Origin of the sequence: Geodermatophilus saharensis (genome assembly GCF_900188205.1) — a bacterium.
GTDB classification, from domain to species: Bacteria; Actinomycetota; Actinomycetes; order Mycobacteriales; family Geodermatophilaceae; genus Geodermatophilus; species Geodermatophilus saharensis.
Genome location: NZ_FZOH01000009.1, coordinates 205,458 through 224,731, shown reverse-complemented (window position 1 = coordinate 224,731; position 19,274 = coordinate 205,458). Strand labels below are relative to the sequence as shown.

Here is a 19,274-nt window from a genome sequence, read left to right as displayed (position 1 = left end):
CCCCCCTTCCCCCGGGTGACGTGCTGGAACGGTCCCGCTTCAGGGTCCCGCGCCGAACGGAGTGAGGCGTGGGGGGAAGGGGGGTCCTTCCTCAGATGACCGCGCGGATCGCCCGCTCGAAGCCCAGGACGTGCTCCCTGGCGAGGTCGTCGGCCCGGTCGGCGTCGCCGGCCGCGATCGCGCGGAGCAGCTCGACGTGCTCCCCGACGTGCTCGTCGACCGTGGGCAGCCGGTCCAGGAACAGGCAGAAGATCCGCGTCGCCAGGTTGTCGTAGCGGATCAGCACGTCCTCGAGGTGGGGGTTGCCGGAGGCCCGGTAGATGGCCCGGTGCACCGCGAGGTCCCACCGCATCAGCTCGGTCCGGTCGGTCCGGTCGACGTCGAGGTGCTGGATGCTCCCGGCCAGCTGCTCGAGCTCGGCCGGCGACGTGCGGGCGGCCCGCTCGGCGGCACGGCGGGCGGCCAGCGGCTCGAGCTGGGCGCGGATGTCGGAGATGTGCGCCAGGTCGGAGATGTCCATGCCGGTCGCGAAGGTCCCGCGCCGGGGGTAGGAGACCACGAGCCGGTCACCCTCCAGGCGCTTGAGCGCCTCCCGCACCGGGGTCCGGCCCACCCCGAGGTCCCCGGCCAGCTCGTCGTCGTCGATCGGGTCGCCCGGGCGGATGTCGAGCATGATCAGCCGGTCCCGGATCGCGACGTAGGCCTTGTCCGCCAGGGAGACGACGGACGAGTCCAGGTCCACGGGGGCAGCGGTCACGGGGGGATCGTAGACGGTGATCGCCGCAGGGCCTTGCCTCGTCAGAGGGATCGACATACCGTGAGCATACCTCTGATATACCACTTGTGTACCTGACGGCGCAGTGGGTGTCGGCGGACCACGGGAGAGGGAGGCACGGGTGACCATCAGCGCCTTCGACCTGTTCACGGTCGGCATCGGCCCGTCGAGCTCGCACACCGTCGGCCCCATGCGCGCGGCCTGCACCTTCGCCTCCCGGCTCCGCGACGAGGGCCTGCTGGCACGGGTCGCGGGGGTGCGCTGCGAGCTGTTCGGGTCGCTCGGCGCCACCGGGCACGGGCACGGCAGCGTCCAGGCCGTCGTCCTCGGCCTCGAGGGGGAGCAGCCCGACCTGGTCGACCCGGTCGCCGCCGGACCACGGGTCGAGGCCGTCCGCCACGAGGGCGAGCTCCTGCTGGCCGGCGAGCAGCCCATCGCCTTCTCGGTCGCCGACGACGTCGTGCTGCACCGCCGCAGACGGCTGGACTTCCACAGCAACGGCATGCTCTTCCGCGCCCTGGACGCCGAGGGCGCCGAGGTCGAGCGGCGCGAGTACTACTCGGTGGGCGGCGGGTTCGTCCTCGACGAGGACGACGCCGGCAACCCGGCGATCGTCGAGGACGCCACCCCCGTCCGGTACCCGTTCCGCACCGGTGAGGAGCTGCTGGCCCGCACCCGGGAGACCGGCCTGCGGATCAGCGACGTCGTGCTGGCCAACGAGCTGGCCTGGCGCAGCGAGGCGGAGGTCCGCGCCGGCCTGCTGCACGTCTGGTCGGTGATGCAGGAGTGCGTCGAGCGGGGCACCCGCACCACCGGCGTCCTGCCCGGGGGACTCAGGGTCCGCCGGCGCGCGGCCGCGCTGCGCGCCCAGCTGGAGGTCTCCCCGGACGAGACCGACCCGCTCCGCGCCATGGAGTGGGTGACCCTCTACGCGCTGGCGGTCAACGAGGAGAACGCCGCCGGCGGCCGGGTGGTGACCGCGCCGACCAACGGCGCCGCCGGCATCGTGCCCGCCGTCCTGCACTACTACCGGGACTTCGTCGGCTCCTACGGCGAGGACGGCGTCGTGCGGTTCCTGCTCACCGCCGCCGCGATCGGGCTGCTGTTCAAGGAGAACGCCTCCATCTCCGGTGCCGAGGTCGGCTGCCAGGGCGAGGTCGGCTCGGCCTGCTCCATGGCCGCCGCGGGTCTCGCCGAGGTGCTCGGCGGGACGCCGGAGCAGGTGGAGAACGCCGCCGAGATCGGCATCGAGCACAACCTGGGCCTGACCTGCGACCCGGTCGGCGGCCTGGTCCAGATCCCCTGCATCGAGCGCAACGCCGTCGGCTCGGTCAAGGCCATCACCGCCGCGCGCATGGCCGTGCGCGGGGACGGACGGCACCACGTCCCGCTGGACAAGGCCATCAAGACGATGCGCGAGACCGGCGCCGACATGAAGGACAAGTACAAGGAGACCGCCCGTGGCGGGCTGGCGCTCAACGTCGTCGAGTGCTGAGGAGGCACCCGTGTCCCACCCGTTCACCCTCACGCTCAGCTGCCAGGAACGCCCGGGCATCGTGCACGCGGTCAGCTCGTTCCTGTTCCAGCACGGCTGCGACATCGTCGAGCACCAGCAGTTCGACGACGCCGTCCGCGGTCAGCTGTTCCTGCGCACCGCCTTCGTCTGCAGCGAGGACGCCGACGCCGCGCGCCTGTCGGCGGACTTCGGCCCGGTCGCCGAGGAGTTCGGCATGGCCCACCGGATCACCGGTGGCGAGCCGCTGCGCGTCCTGGTCATGGTGTCCAAGCTGGGCCACTGCCTGAACGACCTCGTCTTCCGCTGGCGCGCAGGCAGCCTGGGCGCCGAGCTCGTCGCGGTGGTCTCCAACCACGAGGACCTGCGCCCGATGGCGGAGGCCGCCGGTCTCCCGTTCGTCCACGTGCCCGTGAGGCCGGCCACCAAGCGGGAGGCCGAGGCCCGGCTGCTCGAGCTCGTGGACGAGCACCGGGCCGACCTGGTCGTGCTGGCCCGCTACATGCAGATCCTCTCCGACGAGACGTGCGCCGCCCTGTACGGCCGGGCGATCAACATCCACCACTCCTTCCTGCCGGGGTTCAAGGGCGCCAAGCCCTACCACCAGGCCTTCGACCGCGGCGTGAAGCTGGTCGGCGCGACGGCGCACTACGTGACCCCCGACCTCGACGAGGGCCCGATCATCGAGCAGGAGGTCATCCGCATCGACCACACCCACGACCCCCGCGCACTCGCGACGGTCGGCCAGGACGCCGAGGCGCTGGCGCTGTCGCGCGCCGTCCGGTGGCACAGCGAGCAGCGGGTGCTCCTCAACGGGAACAGCACCGTCGTCTTCCGGTGAGCCCGGCGGGCGGGACCCGATCCCGACCGGGGCGGCGTCCGTGCGGTCGGCTCAGTCGGTGGTCAGCGCGCGGCGGCGGACCCGCTCGTCGTAGCGGTCGCGTCCGCCGCGCAGCGGCCGGCCGAGGTGCTCGCCCAGCGTGACACCGGCGGCGAGGGCCAGCCCGACGGCGGCGGCCCCCACGAGGGTGGCGGCCCCCTCCTCGAGGCGGGCCTCGACGACGATCGCGAACAGGCCGTGGTAGACCGCCAGCCCGGGCAGCAGCGGCACGATGCCGCAGACGGCGACGAGCTGCGGAGGGACGCGCAGCCGCCCGGTGAGCACCTCCCCGCAGAAGCCGAGGACGACGGCCGCGATGCCGCCGGCCAGCGGGGGTCCGGCGCCCAGCCCGCCCGCCGCCCACGACGTCGACCAGGCCAGCGCCCCGGCCGCCGCGGCGAGCGCGACGGCGCGCGGCCGCGCGTGGCAGGCCAGGGCCCAGGACCCGGCGATGCCGGCCGACGCGGCCAGCGCGACGGTGAACGAGGTCGCGGCGGAGGTGTCGATGACCTGCAGCGGGAGCCCGGCGCGCTGCGCCAGGTCCAGGACGCCGGCGATGCCCACGACGATGCCGGCGGTCAGGGTCACCACCTCGAAGGCCCTGGCCACGGCCGTCACCGGGAAGCCGTTGATCGCGTCCTGGGCCGCGCTGACCAGGGACAGCCCGGCGAGCAGCACCACGATGCCCGCCGCGACCACCAGGGAGGTCCGGACGTCGACGTCCCAGACGAGCAGCACGACGGCGACCCCGGTGGCCAGCGCGGCCCCGGCGACCTGCTGGAAGAACGGCGGCAGGCTCCGCCGGCCGAGGACGCGCATCACCTGCTCGACCAGGGCGGTGGTCAGGGCCGCGAGCAGGGCCTCCCGCCAGCCGCCGCCGAGGACCAGCCCGAAGCACGCGGCGACGCCCGCCCAGCCCAGCGCGGTCACGCTCCGGCGGTAGGTGGTGGGCGCGGAGACCACCGCGTCGAGCCGGTGGTGCGCCTCCTCGACGTCGAGGTCGCCGGTGCCGACCGCACGGGCCAGGTCGGTGACGCCCTGCAGGCGGGTGTAGTCCAGCCGGCTGCTGCTCACGACCCGCATCGCGGTGAGCGGCACGGCGTTCTCCCGGTCGTAGCTGACCGTGATCGACGTGAACGTGACGTCGACCGAGCAACTGGTGAGCCCGTAGGCGGCGGCCACCCGCAGCACGGTCGCGGTCGCGTCGGCCGCCGACGCCCCGACCGCCAGCATCGACGCCCCGATGCGCAGCGCCAGCCCCAGCGCGGCGTGCGCGGCGAGGTCGTCCATCCGGCTGGCCTGGGCCCGCAGGCCGATCGGCGCGGTCGGTGGGCTGGTCCCCGCGATCGCGCGCCAGGCCCGCTCCGGGAGGCGCGCGGGAGGCAGGGGACGACGCGGGGGCCAGCTGGGCACGCCTCCACGCTAGGTGCGGCGCGATCGTCCGGGTGGGTCCCGGCCGGGGTGGGGCGCGGGTCACGGTGCGGTCCTCCTGGTCGACGGCGGGGGTGCGGGCGCCGCGCGGCTGCCGCCGGTGCGCGGGTCGCCGGTCCGCGCGGCAGCCCGGGAGCCCGAGAGGTGGCGGGCGGTGTTGACCAGCCCGACGTGGCTGAAGGCCTGCGGGGTGTTGCCGACCTGCCGGCCGGCGGCGACGTCGTACTCCTCGCTGAGCAGGCCGAGGTCGTTGCGCAGGCCCAGCAGCCGGGTGAACAGCGCCTCGGCCTCGGCGCGGCGATCGATGCCGGCCAGCGCGTCGGCCAGCCAGAAGCTGCAGGCGAGGAACGCCCCCTCGTCGCCGGGCAGCCCGTCGACCCCGCCGTCGGCGTCGACGCGGTAGCGCAGCAGCAGGCCGTCGTGGTCGAGCTCCCGCTGCACGGTGGTGACGGTGCCGACCACCCGCGGGTCGTCCCAGGGCAGGAAGCCGACCCGGGGCAGGAGCAGCAGCGCGGCGTCGACCCCCGAGGAGCCGTAGAACTGGGTGAAGGTGCCGCGGTCGGCGTCGTACCCCCGGGCGCAGACGTCGTCGTGGATCTCCTGCCGCAACCGCCGCCAGCGGTCGACCGGCCCGTCGAGCCCGAAGTCCTCCACCGCCCGGACGGCGCGGTCGAGCCCCGCCCAGGCCATGACCTTCGAGTGCACGAAGTGCCGCCGGGGGCCGCGGACCTCCCACAGGCCGTTGTCCGGCTGCGACCAGGCGCCCTCGAGGAAGTCCAGCAGGGCGCGCTGCAGGTCCCACCCGTCCTCGGACCCGGCCAGCCCGGAGGTCCGGGCCAGGTGCAGCCCGTCGAGGACCTCGCCCCACACGTCGAGCTGGAACTGGCCGGCCGCGGCGTTGCCCACCCGGACGGGGGCGGCGCCCTGGTACCCGGCCAGCCACGGGACCTCCACCTCGGGGATCCGCCGCGACCCGTCGAGGGCGTACACGATCCGCAGCTGCGCGGGGTCCCCGGCGGCCGCGCGCAGCAGCCAGTCCCGCCAGTCCCGCGCCTCGGCGAGGTAGCCGGTGCCCAGCAGGGCCTGCAGGGTGAAGGTGGCGTCGCGCAGCCAGCAGTAGCGGTAGTCCCAGTTGCGCGACCCGCCGAGCTGCTCGGGCAGCGAGGTGGTGGCCGCGGCGAGGATGCCGCCGGTGGGTGCGTAGGTCAGCGCCTTGAGGGTGAGCAGGGACCGGCGGACGGCGTCCTCCCAGTCGCCGGTGTGGTCGCAGGCGCCGATCCAGTCCGACCAGGCGTCGAGGGTGTCGCGGAGCGCGCGGTGCGGGTCGGCGGCGCAGGGCCGGGGCAGGTGCGAGGGGGCGTGGGTGAGCACGAACGCGACCGACTGCCCGGCCGCCACCTCCAGGTCGGCCCACACGGTCCCGTCACGGTGCTCGAGGGGGACCTCGCTGCGCACCCACACGGCGTCCGGGCCGGCGACGCCCGCGAGCTCGCCGTCGACGGTGCGGATCCACGGCGGGACGGCCCCGTAGTCGAAGCGCAGCACGAGCTCCGTGCGCACCGGCACCCGGCCGGAGACGCCCTCGACGATCCGCACCACGTCGGGGGCCTGCCCGCGCGGCGGCATGAGGTCGACCACCCGCACGGTCCCCTCGGGGGTCTCCCACTCCGTCTCGAGCACCAGCGAGTCCCCGCGGTAGCGGCGGCGCGTGCAGGTCCCGCCACGGCGGGGAGCGAGCACCCAGGAGCCGGCCCGCTCGTCGCCGAGCAGCGCGGCGAAGCAGGCGGGGGAGTCGAACCGTGGCAGGCACAGCCAGTCGATGGTGCCGGTGCGGTCGACCAGGGCGGCGGTCTGCAGGTCGCCGATGAGGCCGTGGTCCTCGATCCGTGCGGTCACGGGGTCCCCCGTCCTGGCCGGTCCTGTAGCGAGACGACGGTCGTCACGGCCTCAGGATCGGGCCCGCAGCCCGCTCGCGGCACCGGCGAGCGGCACCCGCTGCCGGCCCGGACACAGGAACGCGTCGGCGGTGAGAGCACGGCGGTGACGGCGCCATGACGCCGCCCCGACAGAGATGCCGTCCGACGGGCCGCCGTCCTGACCCCGTCGCGGCTCGGGAGGAGCCTCCGTGAACTCCAGCACGAAGATCCACACGTGGGTCACCCTCACCGCCTGGGCCTTCCTGGCCGCGATGGCCGGCTTCGGCGTCCTGTTCGGCCAGGCGGCGGGCCACGACCGCCTCGCCATCGGTCTCACCGCGTTCCTGCTGTTCGTGGCCGCCGGCACGGTGGGCTCGGCCCTCGGCTTCCTCTTCGGCCTGCCGCGCTCGCGGCTGTCCGACCAGGTCACACTGCCCGGGACGTCGGCGGACACCGGGTCGGCCCCGCTGTCCTCGGGTGACCGCTACCTCGCCAACGCCGACCCGATCAAGGTCTCGCACTGGCTGACGACGATCGTGGTCGGGCTGGGGCTGGTGAACCTCGGACACGCCGTCCCCGCGCTCCGGGACCTCGGGGCCGCGCTCCGGGCACCGCTGGGCGGGACGCCACAGGCGGGAGCGGTCGCGCTCGCCATCCTGCTCAGCGGGTCCCTCGCGGGGTTCATGCTCTGTTACCTGTGGACCAGCATGCGCGTCCGGGCGCTCCTCGAGGAGTCCGAACGACGCCAGGAGGTCGTGCCGGACCTCGTGGGTCAGACGGTCGCCGGCGCCGCGACCGTCCTCGGGAACACCGGCCTGGAGCTCGCGCCCGACGGCCTGGCCCCCGACTCGCGGATCGGGTTCCAGTCCCCACCGGCCGGGAAGACCGTGCTCGGCGGCACCGAGGTCACGATCGAGGGCGTGCGCCCGTAGCCCTCGTGCACTGCTCCTCGTGGCGGGCCGCTGGGCACGGCGAGGGACTGCGGCGCGGTGCACACTCCCTCCACGGACGGACGGACGGACGGACGGACGGACGGACGGACGGTCGGGCGGGGCGAGGCGGGCGGGGCCGATGGCGGACACGGGCGTCGAGGGTGTGACCGTGGTCCGCGGCGGCACGACGGTGCTGCGCGACGTGACGCTGCTCGCGGCCGACGGCGAGCTCCTCGTGGTGCTGGGCCCGTCCGGCAGCGGCAAGTCGACGCTGCTGCGCGCCGTCGCGGGGCTCGACGAGGTCCGCTCCGGCGACGTGCTCATCAGGGGCCGCCGGGTCACCCGGGTGCCGTCCGCCGAGCGGCACGTGGCCATGGTGTTCCAGTCCTCCGCCCTGCTCCCGTTCCTCGACGTGGCGCACAACCTCGGGTGGGGCTTGCGCGTGCAGCACCGGCCGGAGGCAGAGGTGCAGCAGCGGGTCAGCGGCCGGGCCCGGCAGCTGCGGCTCGGCCGCCTGCTGGGCCGCCGGCCGCGCGAGCTGTCCGGCGGGGAGCGCGGGCTGGTCGGCATCGGCCGCGCGCTCGTGCAGGTCCCGGACGTCTTCCTGCTCGACGAGCCCCTCGGCGACCTCGACGCCGTGCAGCGCGTCGAGGTGCGCCGGCAGATCGTCGACGTCGTCCGCACCCTCGGCGTCCCCACGCTCTACGTCACGCACGACCCGGCCGAGGGCCTGGTGATCGCCGACCGGGTCGCGCTGCTGCACGAGGGCCGCGTCGTGCAGGTGGGCAGGCCCCGGGAGCTGTACGAGCGGCCGGTGGACGTGTTCGTCGCCGGGTTCATCGGCGACCCGCCGATCGGGCTGCTGCCCGCCCGGCTGGTGTCCGCCGGGGGACAGGCCGGGTTCCGCGTGGGGACCCGGACGCTGCCCCTGTGGCAGCCGGTGCCGCCCCCGCTGCTCGACCACGTCGGCCGCGAGGTGCTCCTCGGCCTGCGTCCCGAGGACGTCCACGACGCCGCGGCCGGCCAGGACCCGGACACCGTCGCGCTGGACGGGGTGGTGAGCCACGTCGAGTACACCGGACGGCACCAGGTGGTCGCGGTCGTGGTGGACGCACCGCCGGACGGTCCGGGCGGGGGAGCGCTCGGCGGAGGGTCCCCCGGCGGCACCCTGCACTCGTTCTACGCCTCGCGGGCGGTGGTCCGCCCCGGGGACGCGGTGCGGGTCACCGTCGACGCGGCCCGCGCGCACGTGTTCGACCCGGCCACGGGCCGGGCGCTCCGGCACCCCCCGGATCGCCGCTGAGGGCCCGCCGTTGCCCGCTGCGCGCCGGACGGCTCCGTACGCGGACCCTCACCGTGCGCAGTCGCTGCAGTGGCGCGAGCCCGGGAGCCGCCCCATCCTTGTCGGCACGCCTGACCCCCACCGACCCGTCGTGCCACGAGGGAGCGGACATGGCTCACGGCCCCGCCGACAGCGGCGACCTCCACAAGGGACTCAAGCAGCGCCACCTCACGATGATCGCGATCGGCGGTGTCATCGGCGCGGGCCTGTTCGTCGGCTCGGGCGCGATCATCGGCGAGGTCGGTCCCGCGGCGTTCCTGACGTACGCCCTGACCGGTGTCCTGATCGTCATGGTCATGCGGATGCTCGGGGAGATGGCGGTGGCCAACCCCTCGACGGGGTCGTTCGCCGACTACGCCCGGCAGTCGCTCGGCGGCTGGGCCGGCTTCAGCGTGGGCTGGCTGTACTGGTACTTCTGGGTGATCGTGGTCGGCTTCGAGGCCGTGGCCGGCGCGGCGATCCTGCAGCGCTGGCTGCCCGACGTGCCGCTGTGGGGGCTGGCGCTGGTCCTCATGGTGCTCATGACGGCGACCAACCTGTTCTCCGTGGCCTCCTACGGGGAGTTCGAGTACTGGTTCGCCGGCGTCAAGGTCTTCGCGATCATCGCGTTCATCGCGCTCGGCACGCTGTTCGTCCTGGGGCTCTGGCCGGGCCGCGACCTGGACTTCTCGAACCTCACCGAGCACGGCGGACTGTTCCCCAACGGCGCCGGCACGCTCGTCTCGGGCATCGTCATCGTGGTCTTCTCGATGGTCGGGGCCGAGATCGCCACCATCGCCGCCGCCGAGTCCGCCGAGCCGGAGCGCGGCATCGCCCGCGCCACGAACTCCGTCGTCTTCCGGATCCTGATCTTCTACGTCGGGTCCATCTTCCTGCTGGCCACCATCCTGCCCTGGAACTCCACCGAGCTCGGTGACTCGCCCTACGTCTCGGCGATGGAGGAGATGGGGATCCCGGCCGCGGCCGAGATCATGAACGCGGTGGTGCTCACCGCCGTCCTGTCCTGCCTGAACTCCGGCCTCTACACGGCCTCGCGCATGCTGTTCGTGCTCGCCGCCCGGCACGAGGCACCCGGCCGGCTGCTCTCGATCAACCGGCGGGGTGTCCCCGCGTGGGCCATCCTCGCGTCCAGCGTCGTCGGGTTCCTCTGCGTGATCGCCGCCTACGTCTCGCCGGACACCGTCTTCCTGTTCCTGCTCAACTCCTCCGGCGCGATCATCCTGTTCGTCTACCTGCTGATCACCCTGTCCCAGCTGCGGATGCGGCCGACGATCCCGCCGGAGCGGCTGCGGGTGAAGATGTGGTTCTACCCGGTCCTGACCCTGCTCACGGCGGCCGCGATCGTCGCGATCCTCGTGCAGATGCTCGTCCGCGAGAGCACCCGGTCGCAGCTCCTGCTGAGCCTGCTCGCCTGGGCGGTCGTGCTCGTCGCCTACGCCCTCCGGCGCCGGGCCATCGGTGCGGCCCACCTGAGCGAGCAGGGGGTCGCCGCGGAGACCCGTGCCGACCGGTGGATGCACGAGCACGGCGCGGTCGTCGACGTCGAGGTCGACGCCGCCGTCGGGGAGGGACGGCTCGACCCCCGCGTCATCCGGCGGATGGACGAGGAGGGCTATCCCAACGAGGCACCGTGACCCGGCTCCCGGCCGCGGGGCCGTTGGGCTCTGGCCGGGGCCCGGGCACGGGTCGACCGTGATCCTCCGTCCGACGCCAGGAGGATCCCGTGCGCACCCGTCGAACCACCACCGCGGCCGCCGCGGCCGCGACCTTCCTCGCGGTCGACACCGCTGCCGCCGGGCCCGCCGCTGCCGCCGACGGACCGGAGCAGGGCACCGTCGACGTCCTCGGCTGCGTCACACCGGAGGCCGGTGGGGACGGCACCACCGAGGTCGTGGAGGGTCCCACCCAGGCCTTCCTCTTCGGCTGGGGAACGGGGACGCGGGGCCTGCTGACCCACTTCCTCAAGAGCCAGGAGACGACCGTCACCGTGCGCTATGACGGGCAGCCGCCGGTCACCCAGGACCTCTCGAACGCCTTCTCGGCGCCGGTCCACGACGAGGCGGGCCCCTGGACGAGCGAGTTGCTGGTCCCCCTGGGCGACCTGGAGGCCGGGGACAGCGTCGAGGTCACTATCGACAGGACGACGACCAAGCCGAGCATGGACCAGCTCAAGGGGGTCTACCGAGGGCTGATCCCGGCCGGCACGACCCTCGCCTCGGGCACCTGCACGATCACCGTCGTCGAGGCGTGACGGGCCGTCGCGGGACGCTCCGTCTGCGCGCACGACGGCCGCGAGCACGAGGTGGCCCTCACCACCGTCGGCACGGTCAGGCGCCCGGGCGCCGGCATCCCGTTCCGGGGACGTCGCCGTGGAGGGTGTGGGTCGCGGCCGTCGTGCGGGGTGGGGGCAGCTCGTGGTCGGACACGGGACCTCCTGGGGGCGGGTCGGGCCGGCCCGTCGACGCCGGGGACTCCGGTGCCCGGGACGCGGTGTACGGAGTGGGACACGGGCCGGGCCCGTCCGGCGGCCCTCGGGTGCTGCGGAGAGACCCGGGACCAGGTCGTCCCTCGGATCCGCGGAGGAGCCCGGCATGAGCACGGTCGCGTACGAGCGGCGCGACGCCGTCGCGCGGATCCGGCTGGCCGATCCGGAGCGGGGCAACCCCCTCACGCCGGCGACGGTCGGGGAGCCCGGTCGCGCCGTGCGCCGGGCTCGCACCGACGACGTGCACGTCCTGGTGCTGTCGGATGCCGGCCGCACCTTCAGCGTGGGCGGGGACGTGTCCGCCTTCGCCGCCGCCGAGGACGTCGAGCAGCTGGTCGAGGACCTGGCCCAGTCGCTGCACCGCGTCGTCAGCGACCTGCACCGGATGGACGCGGTGGTGGTGTCGGTCGTGCAGGGCACCGCCGCCGGCGCCGGCGTGCCGCTGGCCGCGGCGGCCGACCTCGTGCTCGCGGCCGCATCCGCGCGGTTCACCCTCGGTCGGGCTCGCGGACGGCGCAGGTGGCCGCCGAGCACCTGCTCCGCGAGGTCGCCACGCCGGGCGATGAGGCGGCGCTGCGCCGGGAGACCCTGTCGGTCCGGGCCCGGGCCGCCGACCCCGACGGGCAGGAAGGGGTGGTGGCGTTCCTCGCCAAGCGCCCGCCGCGCTTCCCCAGCAGCACGCCCTGACCCCGACGCGTCCCCGTGCGCCGTCGGGAGTCATCGGCCCGCGTCGGCCGAGGGCCGTCGGCGAGGAAGCGGTCCCTGCCGGCGCAGCGCGGCGTGGACCTCGCGGACGCCGTAGACGCCGAAGTTCTCCTCGTGCACCCGTTCGATCCCTCGGGTGGTCGCCGCATCGGACAGCGACCGCGCCGAGGGCGAGCCGGTCTTGGCGGCGTAGTAGGTGCTCGGGACGGTCTTGGTGCCAGCGTCGGTCAGGACCCGGCAGATCGGCTCGACCCCGAAGCGCTCCTGGTGCTCGTCGAGGTAGTCGACGATCACTTCAGTCGGCGGTCGAGCTCCGCCTGAGCGAAGGACGCCGAAGCGGTCTCGAGAATCTCGTTCGCCCGGCGCAGCTCGCGGTTCTCGCGCTCCAGCTCGGCGATCCGCTGTGCGTCGTCGGTCGAGGTGCCCGGTCGGACGCCGCCGTCGACCTCGGCCTGGGTGACCCAGTTGCGCGGCGTCTCGGCATTGATGCCCAGCCGCTTGCCGATCCTGGCCAGCGCACCGGCACGGGCCGCCGGGTCGCTCCGGGCCTCCACCGCCATCCGGGTCGCCCGCTCACGCAGCTCGTCGGGGTACTTCCTCGGTGCCGCCATGACTCTCATCCTCCCGGCGAATGAGAGCCTCCATCAGACCCGGCGCGGGACAGCGGCTGAGTCGGCGTCCCGTCTTACAGGGCGGGTTGGCGCTCCTCGGTGGTGCCAAGGGGTTGCCAGGAGGATGCCCTCCATCTCGGGCACGGGGTCGACCTCATGCGCGACGCCCACCACATGCGCCGTCCGGCAGGCAACAGAGGCCCTGCTGAGCGCGGGCGAGGGTGACGATTCCGTGACGCACCGGTGATGCACTCGTCTCTAAGTTCGACTGCTGCGGCACGCGGCCCTCGGCGTCCCGGGTGCCGCACACGACAACTCCATGCAGCACGAGGGCAGCGAACCGTGCCATCTCAGGTGACCTACCTGGACTGGCCAGCGGTCCACAGAGCAAGGAGACGGACGCCACCCTCCACGGCTATGCAGGGAATGTGGCATGAACGGATCGACCCGAAGGCCCCGGCAAGGGCGTGCTCCGAACCGACTCCGCCTGTACTGGCGGCGGCTGACCCGGTGGGTACGCCGGTCGCTCACGGGGAGCATGGAGAAGGCCCGGACCACACCGGACGAAGTGGGCATCGGCAGGCCGCGGCGCTGGTGGTCCCGGTGGTCGGCGTTGCTCTTCCGCGCGTTCGTGTGCGTGCTCGGCGCAGCGCTGCTCCTCTGGCTCGCCCGTGCGATCTCGGCTCTGTCCAACGACGGGACGGACTTCTTCGGCTGGAACCTCGACAAGGCATGCGCTGACAGAGGGCTCTCGTGCGGGGCGTTGACCGGCTTCGTGCTGCCCTGGCTCTCGCTGGCCCTCGTGACTGCGCTGTTCCTCATCGGCCGCCTCTGGCTTGTTCCGCGGCAGCGGAGGAAGCGGTCGATCGACGCGCCACACGAGATAGTGCCGACCGCCGGGGCCATCGCGGGAGAGGTCGTCGGCCGCGACGAGCTGTGCAAGGTCTTGATGGACAGCGTGCACATGCGCGACGGCCGCCGGCCGCAACTGCTCATGGGCGGAGTGGGCACGGGGAAGACGGCCGTCCTGGTGCAGCTCGCCCAAATGCTCGCGCGGCACAAGGCGACCCCGGTCGCCATCCGGTTGCGTGACGTCAAGAAGGACTTCCGGTTCAGCGACGAGGCGCGCGAGCAGTTCCTGAGCCAGGTCCACGGCCGGCTGCTGTCCAGTGCCGAGGGGGACCGGATCTGGCAGTACCTCCGTCAGGACGACAGGGTCGTCGTCCTCGCCGACGGCCTGGAGGAGGCGCTGAGCCAGGACGAGCACCGCGACGACCACATCCGGATCGCCCTCACCCGGGCGAAGGAGGAGAAGCTGCCCTTGGTGATCGCGTCGCGGCCGCACGACTCCCTCCGCGGGATGGACGCGTCGATCCTCGAACTGGAACCGATGAGCGAGGAGGCGGCGCTCCAGTACCTGGGCAGCGGTGACGTCCAGGGCGACCCCAGGAGGGTGGACTGGATCGTCGAGACGGCGGGCGTCGCGGAGGCGCCGTTGTACCTGCGGATCGCGCACGAACTGAACAAGGAGCGACTGCTCAGTCATCTCGTCAGTGATGACGACGAGCCGGATGGCACGGTCAACACGAGGCAGCTCGACCGTTCCGCGTTGCGGCGCAACCTCCTCGACACCTGGAACTCCGCGCTGATCCGGGGGCGCCTGTACGGGCATCTTCCCCTGACCAGGGACCAGCGACGAGCGACGGTCACGTTCGTGGCAGCTCTCGCCTGCGCCGGGCTGCAGCAGGACCGACTGGAGGTTGGCTACCGGGAGGCGCTGGTCCTCGGAACCGACGGCGAGAGGGTGGCCGTCGACCACATCCCGCCCGGCGCGGACCACTGGCTGACCGATCTGTTCGCCATCCCGGGCCTCACGGCATGGGTGAGAGCCACGCTGCCCCCGCTCGAGGACCTCGGCGGTCAGGTGACCACGCGCCTGGCTGCCACCTGGGGAACCCAACTGGGTCTGCTGGAGGTGCGCGGCGAGACGGTCCGGTTCCAGCACAGCGTCCTGCAGGCCTATCTGGGATCGCTCGCACTGGAAGAGCTGCTCAAGGACCCACGCAACCGGGACGCATTCCTGACGCCCGCGTTCGAGGGCCACGGGCGCCCGGGGCGAGAGCTGCTGATCGCCTTGGTGCTCCTGTCCCGGCATTCGGCGGCCAAGCGCCTGGCCGGCGGGGTGTCCGCCTCGGCGATGGAGGCCCGTGAGATCGAGGCGGCGGGCCTGGGCCGGCTGGTGGGTTACCTGGAGGCACAGGCGGACAGGCACGCCTTCGACAGCAAGGGGCTCGACATCCTCGCCGCCGCGCTGGAGATCGACGCGGTCCTGCCGGCGGACGCCCGGCGGCAGAAACACCTGGCCTGGACCGCCGCGCAACGGTGGGCGTCCGTCCGGGCCACCGACCTGCGCACCCTCGAAGAGGCCAAGCTCGGGTTCATCTACCGCTTCGGCGAAGCGCTCCGCGAGGTCGATCGGCTGACCAAGGCGGCGCACCCGCAGATGCTGCCCAAGCCCGCGCCCCCGATGGAGGGGGAGGACCATCCGCATCGGGCGGACGTGCGGCAGGCCTACCGGGAACTGTTCAGGATCGGCTTCGAGGAGCCGGCGTCATATCCCGTGCGGCACGCCGTGGCCCAGGAGCTGGGGGCCGGTGGGGTCACGGCGTTCCTGGCGCTCCGACCGGACTTCCAGGAGGCTATCGAGGCACTCGACACCGGGGCGTGGCAGCGGAACGAGGTGGTGTGGCGGAAGATCGTCATGTCGGCGTGGCTGGCGCCGCTCTTCCTCGGGGCTACTCGGAAGGAGTCGCTCAGCGGAGGTGGCGAGCGGGTCGAGCAGCTCACGCCCACGGAGAACCTCGCGCGGTGGATGGGCCGGGTCGGCCGGCCCGAGGTGCGAGATCGGTGGCAGGCGGCGGGCGGCCGTGACGGCGAGCCCCGCGTCCAGAGCGGGCCGAGGAGGGCGGTTGCGCCCGCCGTGGAAACGTCGGACGGCGAAGCGCTGGGCGAGCGGGCGCTGGACAGGCCGGTGCACGACCCGGAGGCCGTGCACCACGAGAACCCGGGCAGCCCGTGGCCGGGCTCGCGATGGCGGCCTGCCGAGCTGCCCGTCTCGATCGAGGTGGCCCTAGCGCAAGGGTTCAAGTACGCCGCGAACCGGCGCGAGCGGCACCCGCGCGCACAGGCGGAGGGGCGGGGCGATCTCGCCGAGAATGCTCTGGAACTGCTCAAGCGGAGCGGCTTCTGGTTCTCCCAGCTGACCCTGCTGCAGGCGCTGGGCTTGTGGGCGCTGCCCGATGAGCCCGAGGGTCGGGGCGGCGGCAAACGCATACCGGGGCCCTCGACGCGTGACGTCGACGGATCGGACATCCGCGCGCGGGTGCACCACTGGGTGGACGTCGCAGGCAGCCTCCGCGACGAAGGGCGGGAGCCGCGTGACCAGGGTTCGGCTCCCCGGACGCACCGCTTCGTCGTGGAAGCGGGAGAACTGGTCATCCGGGCGCTGAGGAGCAGTCGGCCGGAGCGGTTCATGTGGATCGACGAGCACGGCGTGACGTCCAAGATCGGGGCGAGTGCCATCAACCGCGCGGAGCTGCGCAAGCACCACCTCTGGATCCCCCCGTCGGTGGGCTGGAGCGCGCTGCACCCCCGCGCCCAGCAACTGGTGGCGGACATCCTCATCCTCATGAACCTCGCCGATCGGGGCGACGATCCGCGGCGGCGCGAGGCCAGGCTGGCGCGCGCCAATCGTCGAGACCTCCCGCCGTGTATCACCAAGGACCGGAAGCGACTCGACCCCAACCGGGAGATCGGGGTGGCCGAGGGGTCCCAGCCCGGCAAGACCTGCCCAGGTGAGTGCGACTTCGACCTTTGTCCCTATCCCCCCAAAGGTGAGGTCAACTACCACGCAGAACTCACGGAAGCATTCTGCAGACGACAGCAGACGCTGCTGGGGTACGGCTTCCGCCGCAGGCGCAGGCCCTGGCAGGCGATGTTGCCGGGAGACTTGACGGATTTCTGGGGAGAAATGGCGCGACGGGCGCGCCGGTGATTCCTCCGCGCGGGATGCGGTGGCGAATGGGTGTGCCTCCCGGATTGCCGCGTGACGGCCGGCAATGGTGGACGGATGCCACGGTCAGTACTGCTCACCGAGGTCGATCGGCGACGCTGGAGTTGTTGCTATCCAGCCCGACGCTGCCCGGGAACGTCTACGCCGGGACCATGGTTAGGTGTACCCGGCCGTCAGGTTGGTGCCAGGCGGCTGATCGGTGGAAGGCCGCCGAGTGCTGAGTGGCGGCGTTGAGTGTCGTAGTGCTCGAGCCAGGGCGCGAGGACGGCGGCGCGCTGGTCGTTGCTGGTGAAGGCCTGCCGATAGGCCCACTCGGTGGCCAGGGTGCGGTTGAGCCGTTCGACCTTGCGGTTCTGCCAGGGGCAGTGCGGGCGGATGAACGTCCGCCGCGCGCCCAGTCGGGCACACACGGCCTTGATCGAGTGCCGGTAGGCCCGGGCGTTTTCGGTCATCACCCGCGCGATCCGGTCGATGCCGTGGTCGGCGAAGTAGGCCGCGGCGCGGGTCAGAAACGCCGCGCAGGTGGGTCCCTGCTCGTCGGTGAGGATCTCGGAGTAGGCCAGCCGGGAGTGGTCATCGACCAGTGAGTGCACGTAGTCGAAGCCGACCCGGCTGGCCCGATGCCGGCTGGTGCTGCCGGCGGCCCGGCCGTGCGCGCGCCAGCCGCCACCGTCGGGGATGCGCGCGAGCTTCTTGACGTCCATGTGCACCAGCTCGCCGGGGCGGGCGCGCTCGCAGCGGGTTGTGGTGGCCCTCGACGCTCGAATGGCCTGTCCGGTCATCGGATCGAAGGCGGCCAACCGGGGCTGCCCGCGGCGGGTCAGGACGCGGGAGACGGTGCGCGCCGGCACGTCGAGCTCGGCGCCGATCCAGGCCGGCCCGGCGCGCACGCTCGCGCAGCTCGACGATGTCGTCCTCCCCATCGGCCGGCGTGCGCCCGGGGCTGGTGTGCGGGCGGCTGGACCGATCGGCCAGCCCGGCCTCACCCTCGTCCTCAAAGCGCGATCCACATCCGCACGCACTTGCGGGGGATCCCCATCGCCGCGGCGATGTGGGCCTTCTTCCAGCCGTTTCACCACCGGTGGACGATCAGCTTCCGGCCGTGCACGGTGGTGCGGGCATTACGGTGGGACACGAGTACCTCCGAGCAGGGACTGGGCCTTCGACAAGCCACACCCCACTCGGAGGTTCTCCTTCGTTCGAGCCCGGTCCGCCGTCACCAACGTCCTGACCCAGTACACCTAGGCACAGTGTCCACACGCGCATCCCGCGCAGCCGGGCGCCGACGGTGGCGGGCTCGCACGTCTCGGCCAGCTGGGCCAGCCAGGCGCTGGTCGCGCGCCTGGTCAGCTCCTCTAACGTCGCCGGCGGCGCGCGGTCGACCAGCCAGCGGGTGAAGTACTCCACGCTCTGGCCGTACAGCTCGATCGTCCGCGTCGCCTTGGCGGCGGCGCGTAGGTGCCGCCGGAACGACGCCAGCAGGTCCTCCAGGCGGATCGCCACGGCGGGAGGTGATCGGGCGAGTCACCGCTGTGCTACCCATCCGCCAGCAGCCGGATCAGGCGTTCTCGCTGGTAGGACGCCGGGCGCGGCTCGGCTGGACCCGCATCGGCTCGCCCGGCATCTTCGGGGAGCGAACCACGAGAGCGCTGTCCAGAGCGGCAGAAGGCCAGGTCGCCCGTGAGCGAAATCGGGTGGGCTCTCGGGCGAGTTCCCGCCCCCGGAGATCGCCCGGATGCCGTCCCGTGCCCTCCCGGTCCTGATCCGCGTCCTTTCGTCGAGCCGGCCATCCATCCGTCTGGTACGGGCGTCGAGAGGGGCACCGACCGCGGGCCTCCCCGCTGTGTCCGAAGAGGAGCGCAGCGCTTCCGCCCACGCCATGCCGGCGCGGAGATACCGGTCAGCCGTAGACGTCGGCGCGGTGCGAGATGCGCACGACCCTGACGAGGATCTCGTCGTCGTGGATCGAGTAGACGACGCGGTACTGGCCCCGTCGCGCGGACCAGTAGCCCTCGAGATCGAAGCGCAGCGGCTTCCCGACGCGGTAGGGGTCCGCGGCCAGCGGCCCGAAGAGGAAGTCGACGACCGCGACAGCCACCGCCTCGGGGAGGTCGCGCTCGACGGCACGCTTGGCCGCCGCCGAGAGGACGACGGTGAACCGATGAGGACCGGTCACCGGCGGCGGGCCGCGAGTGCGGCCCGCACCTCGGCCTCGCCGTAGACCTCACCGGCGGCCATCGCCTCCTCGGCCTGCCTGATGTCCGAGCGCGCTCGAGGATCGGAGAGGATCTCCAGGGTCTCCATCAGGGACTCGTAGTCCTCGACGGCGAGGATGACCGCGACCGGGCTGCCGTTCCTGGTGACGGTGACGCGTTCGTGCGTGCCGGCGACCTCGTCGATCACCTGACTGAAGTGTGCCTTGACCGCCGCCAGCGATTGCGTCGTCATGACCTCAATCGTGGTCAGCTCGCCAGCCGCGGTCAAGGAGCTCGGCCGGGGGCTGGGCAGCTCGTCGAGCACCTGCTCGCGACCGAGAGGCGATCAGCGAGCGGGGAACAGTGGACGCTCCAGCCGCTGCGCTCGATCGTCCACGGTGTCAGGAATCGGTTCCG

At 73.1% G+C, this 19,274-nt stretch carries 15 protein-coding genes, 2 pseudogenes and 1 other annotated feature; of the genes and pseudogenes, 9 read left to right on the top strand and 8 right to left on the bottom strand.

Annotation, left to right across the window (positions count from 1 at the left end; genetic code table 11):
- Positions 1-91: 91 nt before the first annotated feature.
- Complete coding sequence (locus CHC04_RS20115; RefSeq protein WP_245817533.1) at positions 92-757, bottom strand: GntR family transcriptional regulator; 666 nt, start codon at positions 755-757, stop codon at positions 92-94.
- Positions 758-896: 139 nt separating this feature from the next.
- On the opposite strand from CHC04_RS20115, the gene CHC04_RS20110 reads away from it, so the two are divergent.
- Positions 897-2,270 carry an L-serine ammonia-lyase gene (locus CHC04_RS20110; protein WP_089405717.1) on the top strand — a complete coding sequence of 458 codons (1,374 nt, stop codon included), beginning with the start codon at positions 897-899 and terminating at the stop codon, positions 2,268-2,270.
- Positions 2,271-2,280: 10 nt separating this feature from the next.
- Positions 2,281-3,129 (top strand): formyltetrahydrofolate deformylase, encoded by an 849-nt coding sequence (gene purU, locus CHC04_RS20105; RefSeq protein WP_089405716.1) that lies wholly within the window; start codon positions 2,281-2,283, stop codon positions 3,127-3,129.
- Positions 3,130-3,180: 51 nt separating this feature from the next.
- Here the strand turns inward: purU and CHC04_RS20100 are convergent, their stop codons facing one another.
- Both CHC04_RS20100 and CHC04_RS20095 read right to left on the bottom strand, forming a co-directional pair.
- A complete protein-coding gene (locus CHC04_RS20100) occupies positions 3,181-4,581 on the bottom strand; it encodes a threonine/serine exporter family protein (protein ID WP_089405715.1) in 1,401 nt (466 codons plus the stop codon).
- Positions 4,582-4,641: 60 nt separating this feature from the next.
- A complete protein-coding gene (locus CHC04_RS20095) occupies positions 4,642-6,495 on the bottom strand; it encodes a glycoside hydrolase family 15 protein (protein WP_089405714.1) in 1,854 nt (617 codons plus the stop codon).
- Positions 6,496-6,724: 229 nt separating this feature from the next.
- Here CHC04_RS20095 and CHC04_RS20090 point away from each other — a divergent pair, with 229 nt between their 5' ends.
- The 6 genes and pseudogenes from CHC04_RS20090 to CHC04_RS25095 all read left to right on the top strand — a co-directional run bounded on the left by CHC04_RS20090 (position 6,725) and on the right by CHC04_RS25095 (position 11,961).
- Complete coding sequence (locus CHC04_RS20090; protein ID WP_089405713.1) at positions 6,725-7,447, top strand: PASTA domain-containing protein; 723 nt, start codon at positions 6,725-6,727, stop codon at positions 7,445-7,447.
- Positions 7,448-7,586: 139 nt separating this feature from the next.
- Positions 7,587-8,750, top strand: coding sequence for an ABC transporter ATP-binding protein (locus CHC04_RS20085; RefSeq protein WP_089405712.1), 1,164 nt, complete (start codon positions 7,587-7,589; stop codon positions 8,748-8,750).
- Positions 8,751-8,899: 149 nt separating this feature from the next.
- Entirely contained in the window at positions 8,900-10,423 is a 1,524-nt protein-coding gene (locus CHC04_RS20080) for an amino acid permease (protein WP_089405711.1), read from the top strand.
- Positions 10,424-10,512: 89 nt separating this feature from the next.
- Entirely contained in the window at positions 10,513-11,040 is a 528-nt protein-coding gene (locus tag CHC04_RS20075; RefSeq protein WP_089405710.1) for a hypothetical protein, read from the top strand.
- 340 nt (positions 11,041-11,380) lie between these two features.
- Positions 11,381-11,761 (top strand): annotated as a pseudogene (locus tag CHC04_RS25620) (enoyl-CoA hydratase/isomerase family protein); the annotation flags it as partial.
- 32 nt (positions 11,762-11,793) lie between these two features.
- On the top strand, positions 11,794-11,961 hold the full coding sequence (locus CHC04_RS25095; protein ID WP_245817531.1) for a hypothetical protein: 168 nt from the start codon (positions 11,794-11,796) through the stop codon (positions 11,959-11,961).
- A gap of 30 nt (positions 11,962-11,991) precedes the next feature.
- On the opposite strand, the gene CHC04_RS20065 is transcribed toward CHC04_RS25095, so the two are convergent.
- Positions 11,992-12,273, bottom strand: coding sequence for an IS3 family transposase (locus tag CHC04_RS20065; RefSeq protein WP_089405709.1), 282 nt, complete (start codon positions 12,271-12,273; stop codon positions 11,992-11,994).
- Positions 12,198-12,312 (bottom strand) — a sequence feature (AL1L pseudoknot). (Overlaps the previous gene by 76 nt.)
- The gene (locus tag CHC04_RS20060) at positions 12,270-12,590 is read right to left on the bottom strand and encodes a transposase (protein ID WP_176450110.1); all 321 of its coding nucleotides are present in this window, start codon (positions 12,588-12,590) and stop codon (positions 12,270-12,272) included. It overlaps the preceding feature by 43 nt. The genes CHC04_RS20065 and CHC04_RS20060 overlap by 4 nt, the downstream gene beginning before the upstream one ends.
- 538 nt (positions 12,591-13,128) lie before the next feature.
- On the opposite strand from CHC04_RS20060, the gene CHC04_RS20055 reads away from it, so the two are divergent.
- Positions 13,129-16,644, top strand: a complete 3,516-nt coding sequence (locus tag CHC04_RS20055) for an NACHT domain-containing protein (RefSeq protein WP_089405707.1) — start codon at positions 13,129-13,131, stop codon at positions 16,642-16,644.
- 191 nt (positions 16,645-16,835) lie between these two features.
- Here CHC04_RS20055 and CHC04_RS20050 read toward each other — a convergent pair.
- The 3 genes and pseudogenes from CHC04_RS20050 to CHC04_RS20040 all read right to left on the bottom strand — a co-directional run bounded on the left by CHC04_RS20050 (position 16,836) and on the right by CHC04_RS20040 (position 19,182).
- Positions 16,836-17,797 (bottom strand): annotated as a pseudogene (locus CHC04_RS20050) (IS481 family transposase).
- Positions 17,798-18,562: 765 nt separating this feature from the next.
- Positions 18,563-18,838: a type II toxin-antitoxin system RelE family toxin gene (locus CHC04_RS20045; protein ID WP_089405706.1), complete on the bottom strand. Its 276-nt coding sequence runs from the start codon at positions 18,836-18,838 to the stop codon at positions 18,563-18,565.
- Positions 18,835-19,182, bottom strand: coding sequence for a type II toxin-antitoxin system Phd/YefM family antitoxin (locus CHC04_RS20040; RefSeq protein ID WP_245817529.1), 348 nt, complete (start codon positions 19,180-19,182; stop codon positions 18,835-18,837). Before CHC04_RS20040 ends, CHC04_RS20045 begins: the two co-directional genes overlap by 4 nt.
- Positions 19,183-19,274: the final 92 nt, after the last annotated feature.

Excerpts from the sequence above, each read along its gene's own strand:
- CHC04_RS20085 (WP_089405712.1), top strand. The coding sequence starts at position 7,587 with ATGGCGGACACGGGCGTCGAGGGTGTGACCGTGGTCCGCGGCGGCACG.
- CHC04_RS20080 (WP_089405711.1), top strand. The coding sequence starts at position 8,900 with ATGGCTCACGGCCCCGCCGACAGCGGCGACCTCCACAAGGGACTCAAG.
- CHC04_RS20060 (WP_176450110.1), bottom strand. The coding sequence starts at position 12,590 with ATGGCGGCACCGAGGAAGTACCCCGACGAGCTGCGTGAGCGGGCGACC.
- CHC04_RS20055 (WP_089405707.1), top strand. The coding sequence starts at position 13,129 with ATGGAGAAGGCCCGGACCACACCGGACGAAGTGGGCATCGGCAGGCCG.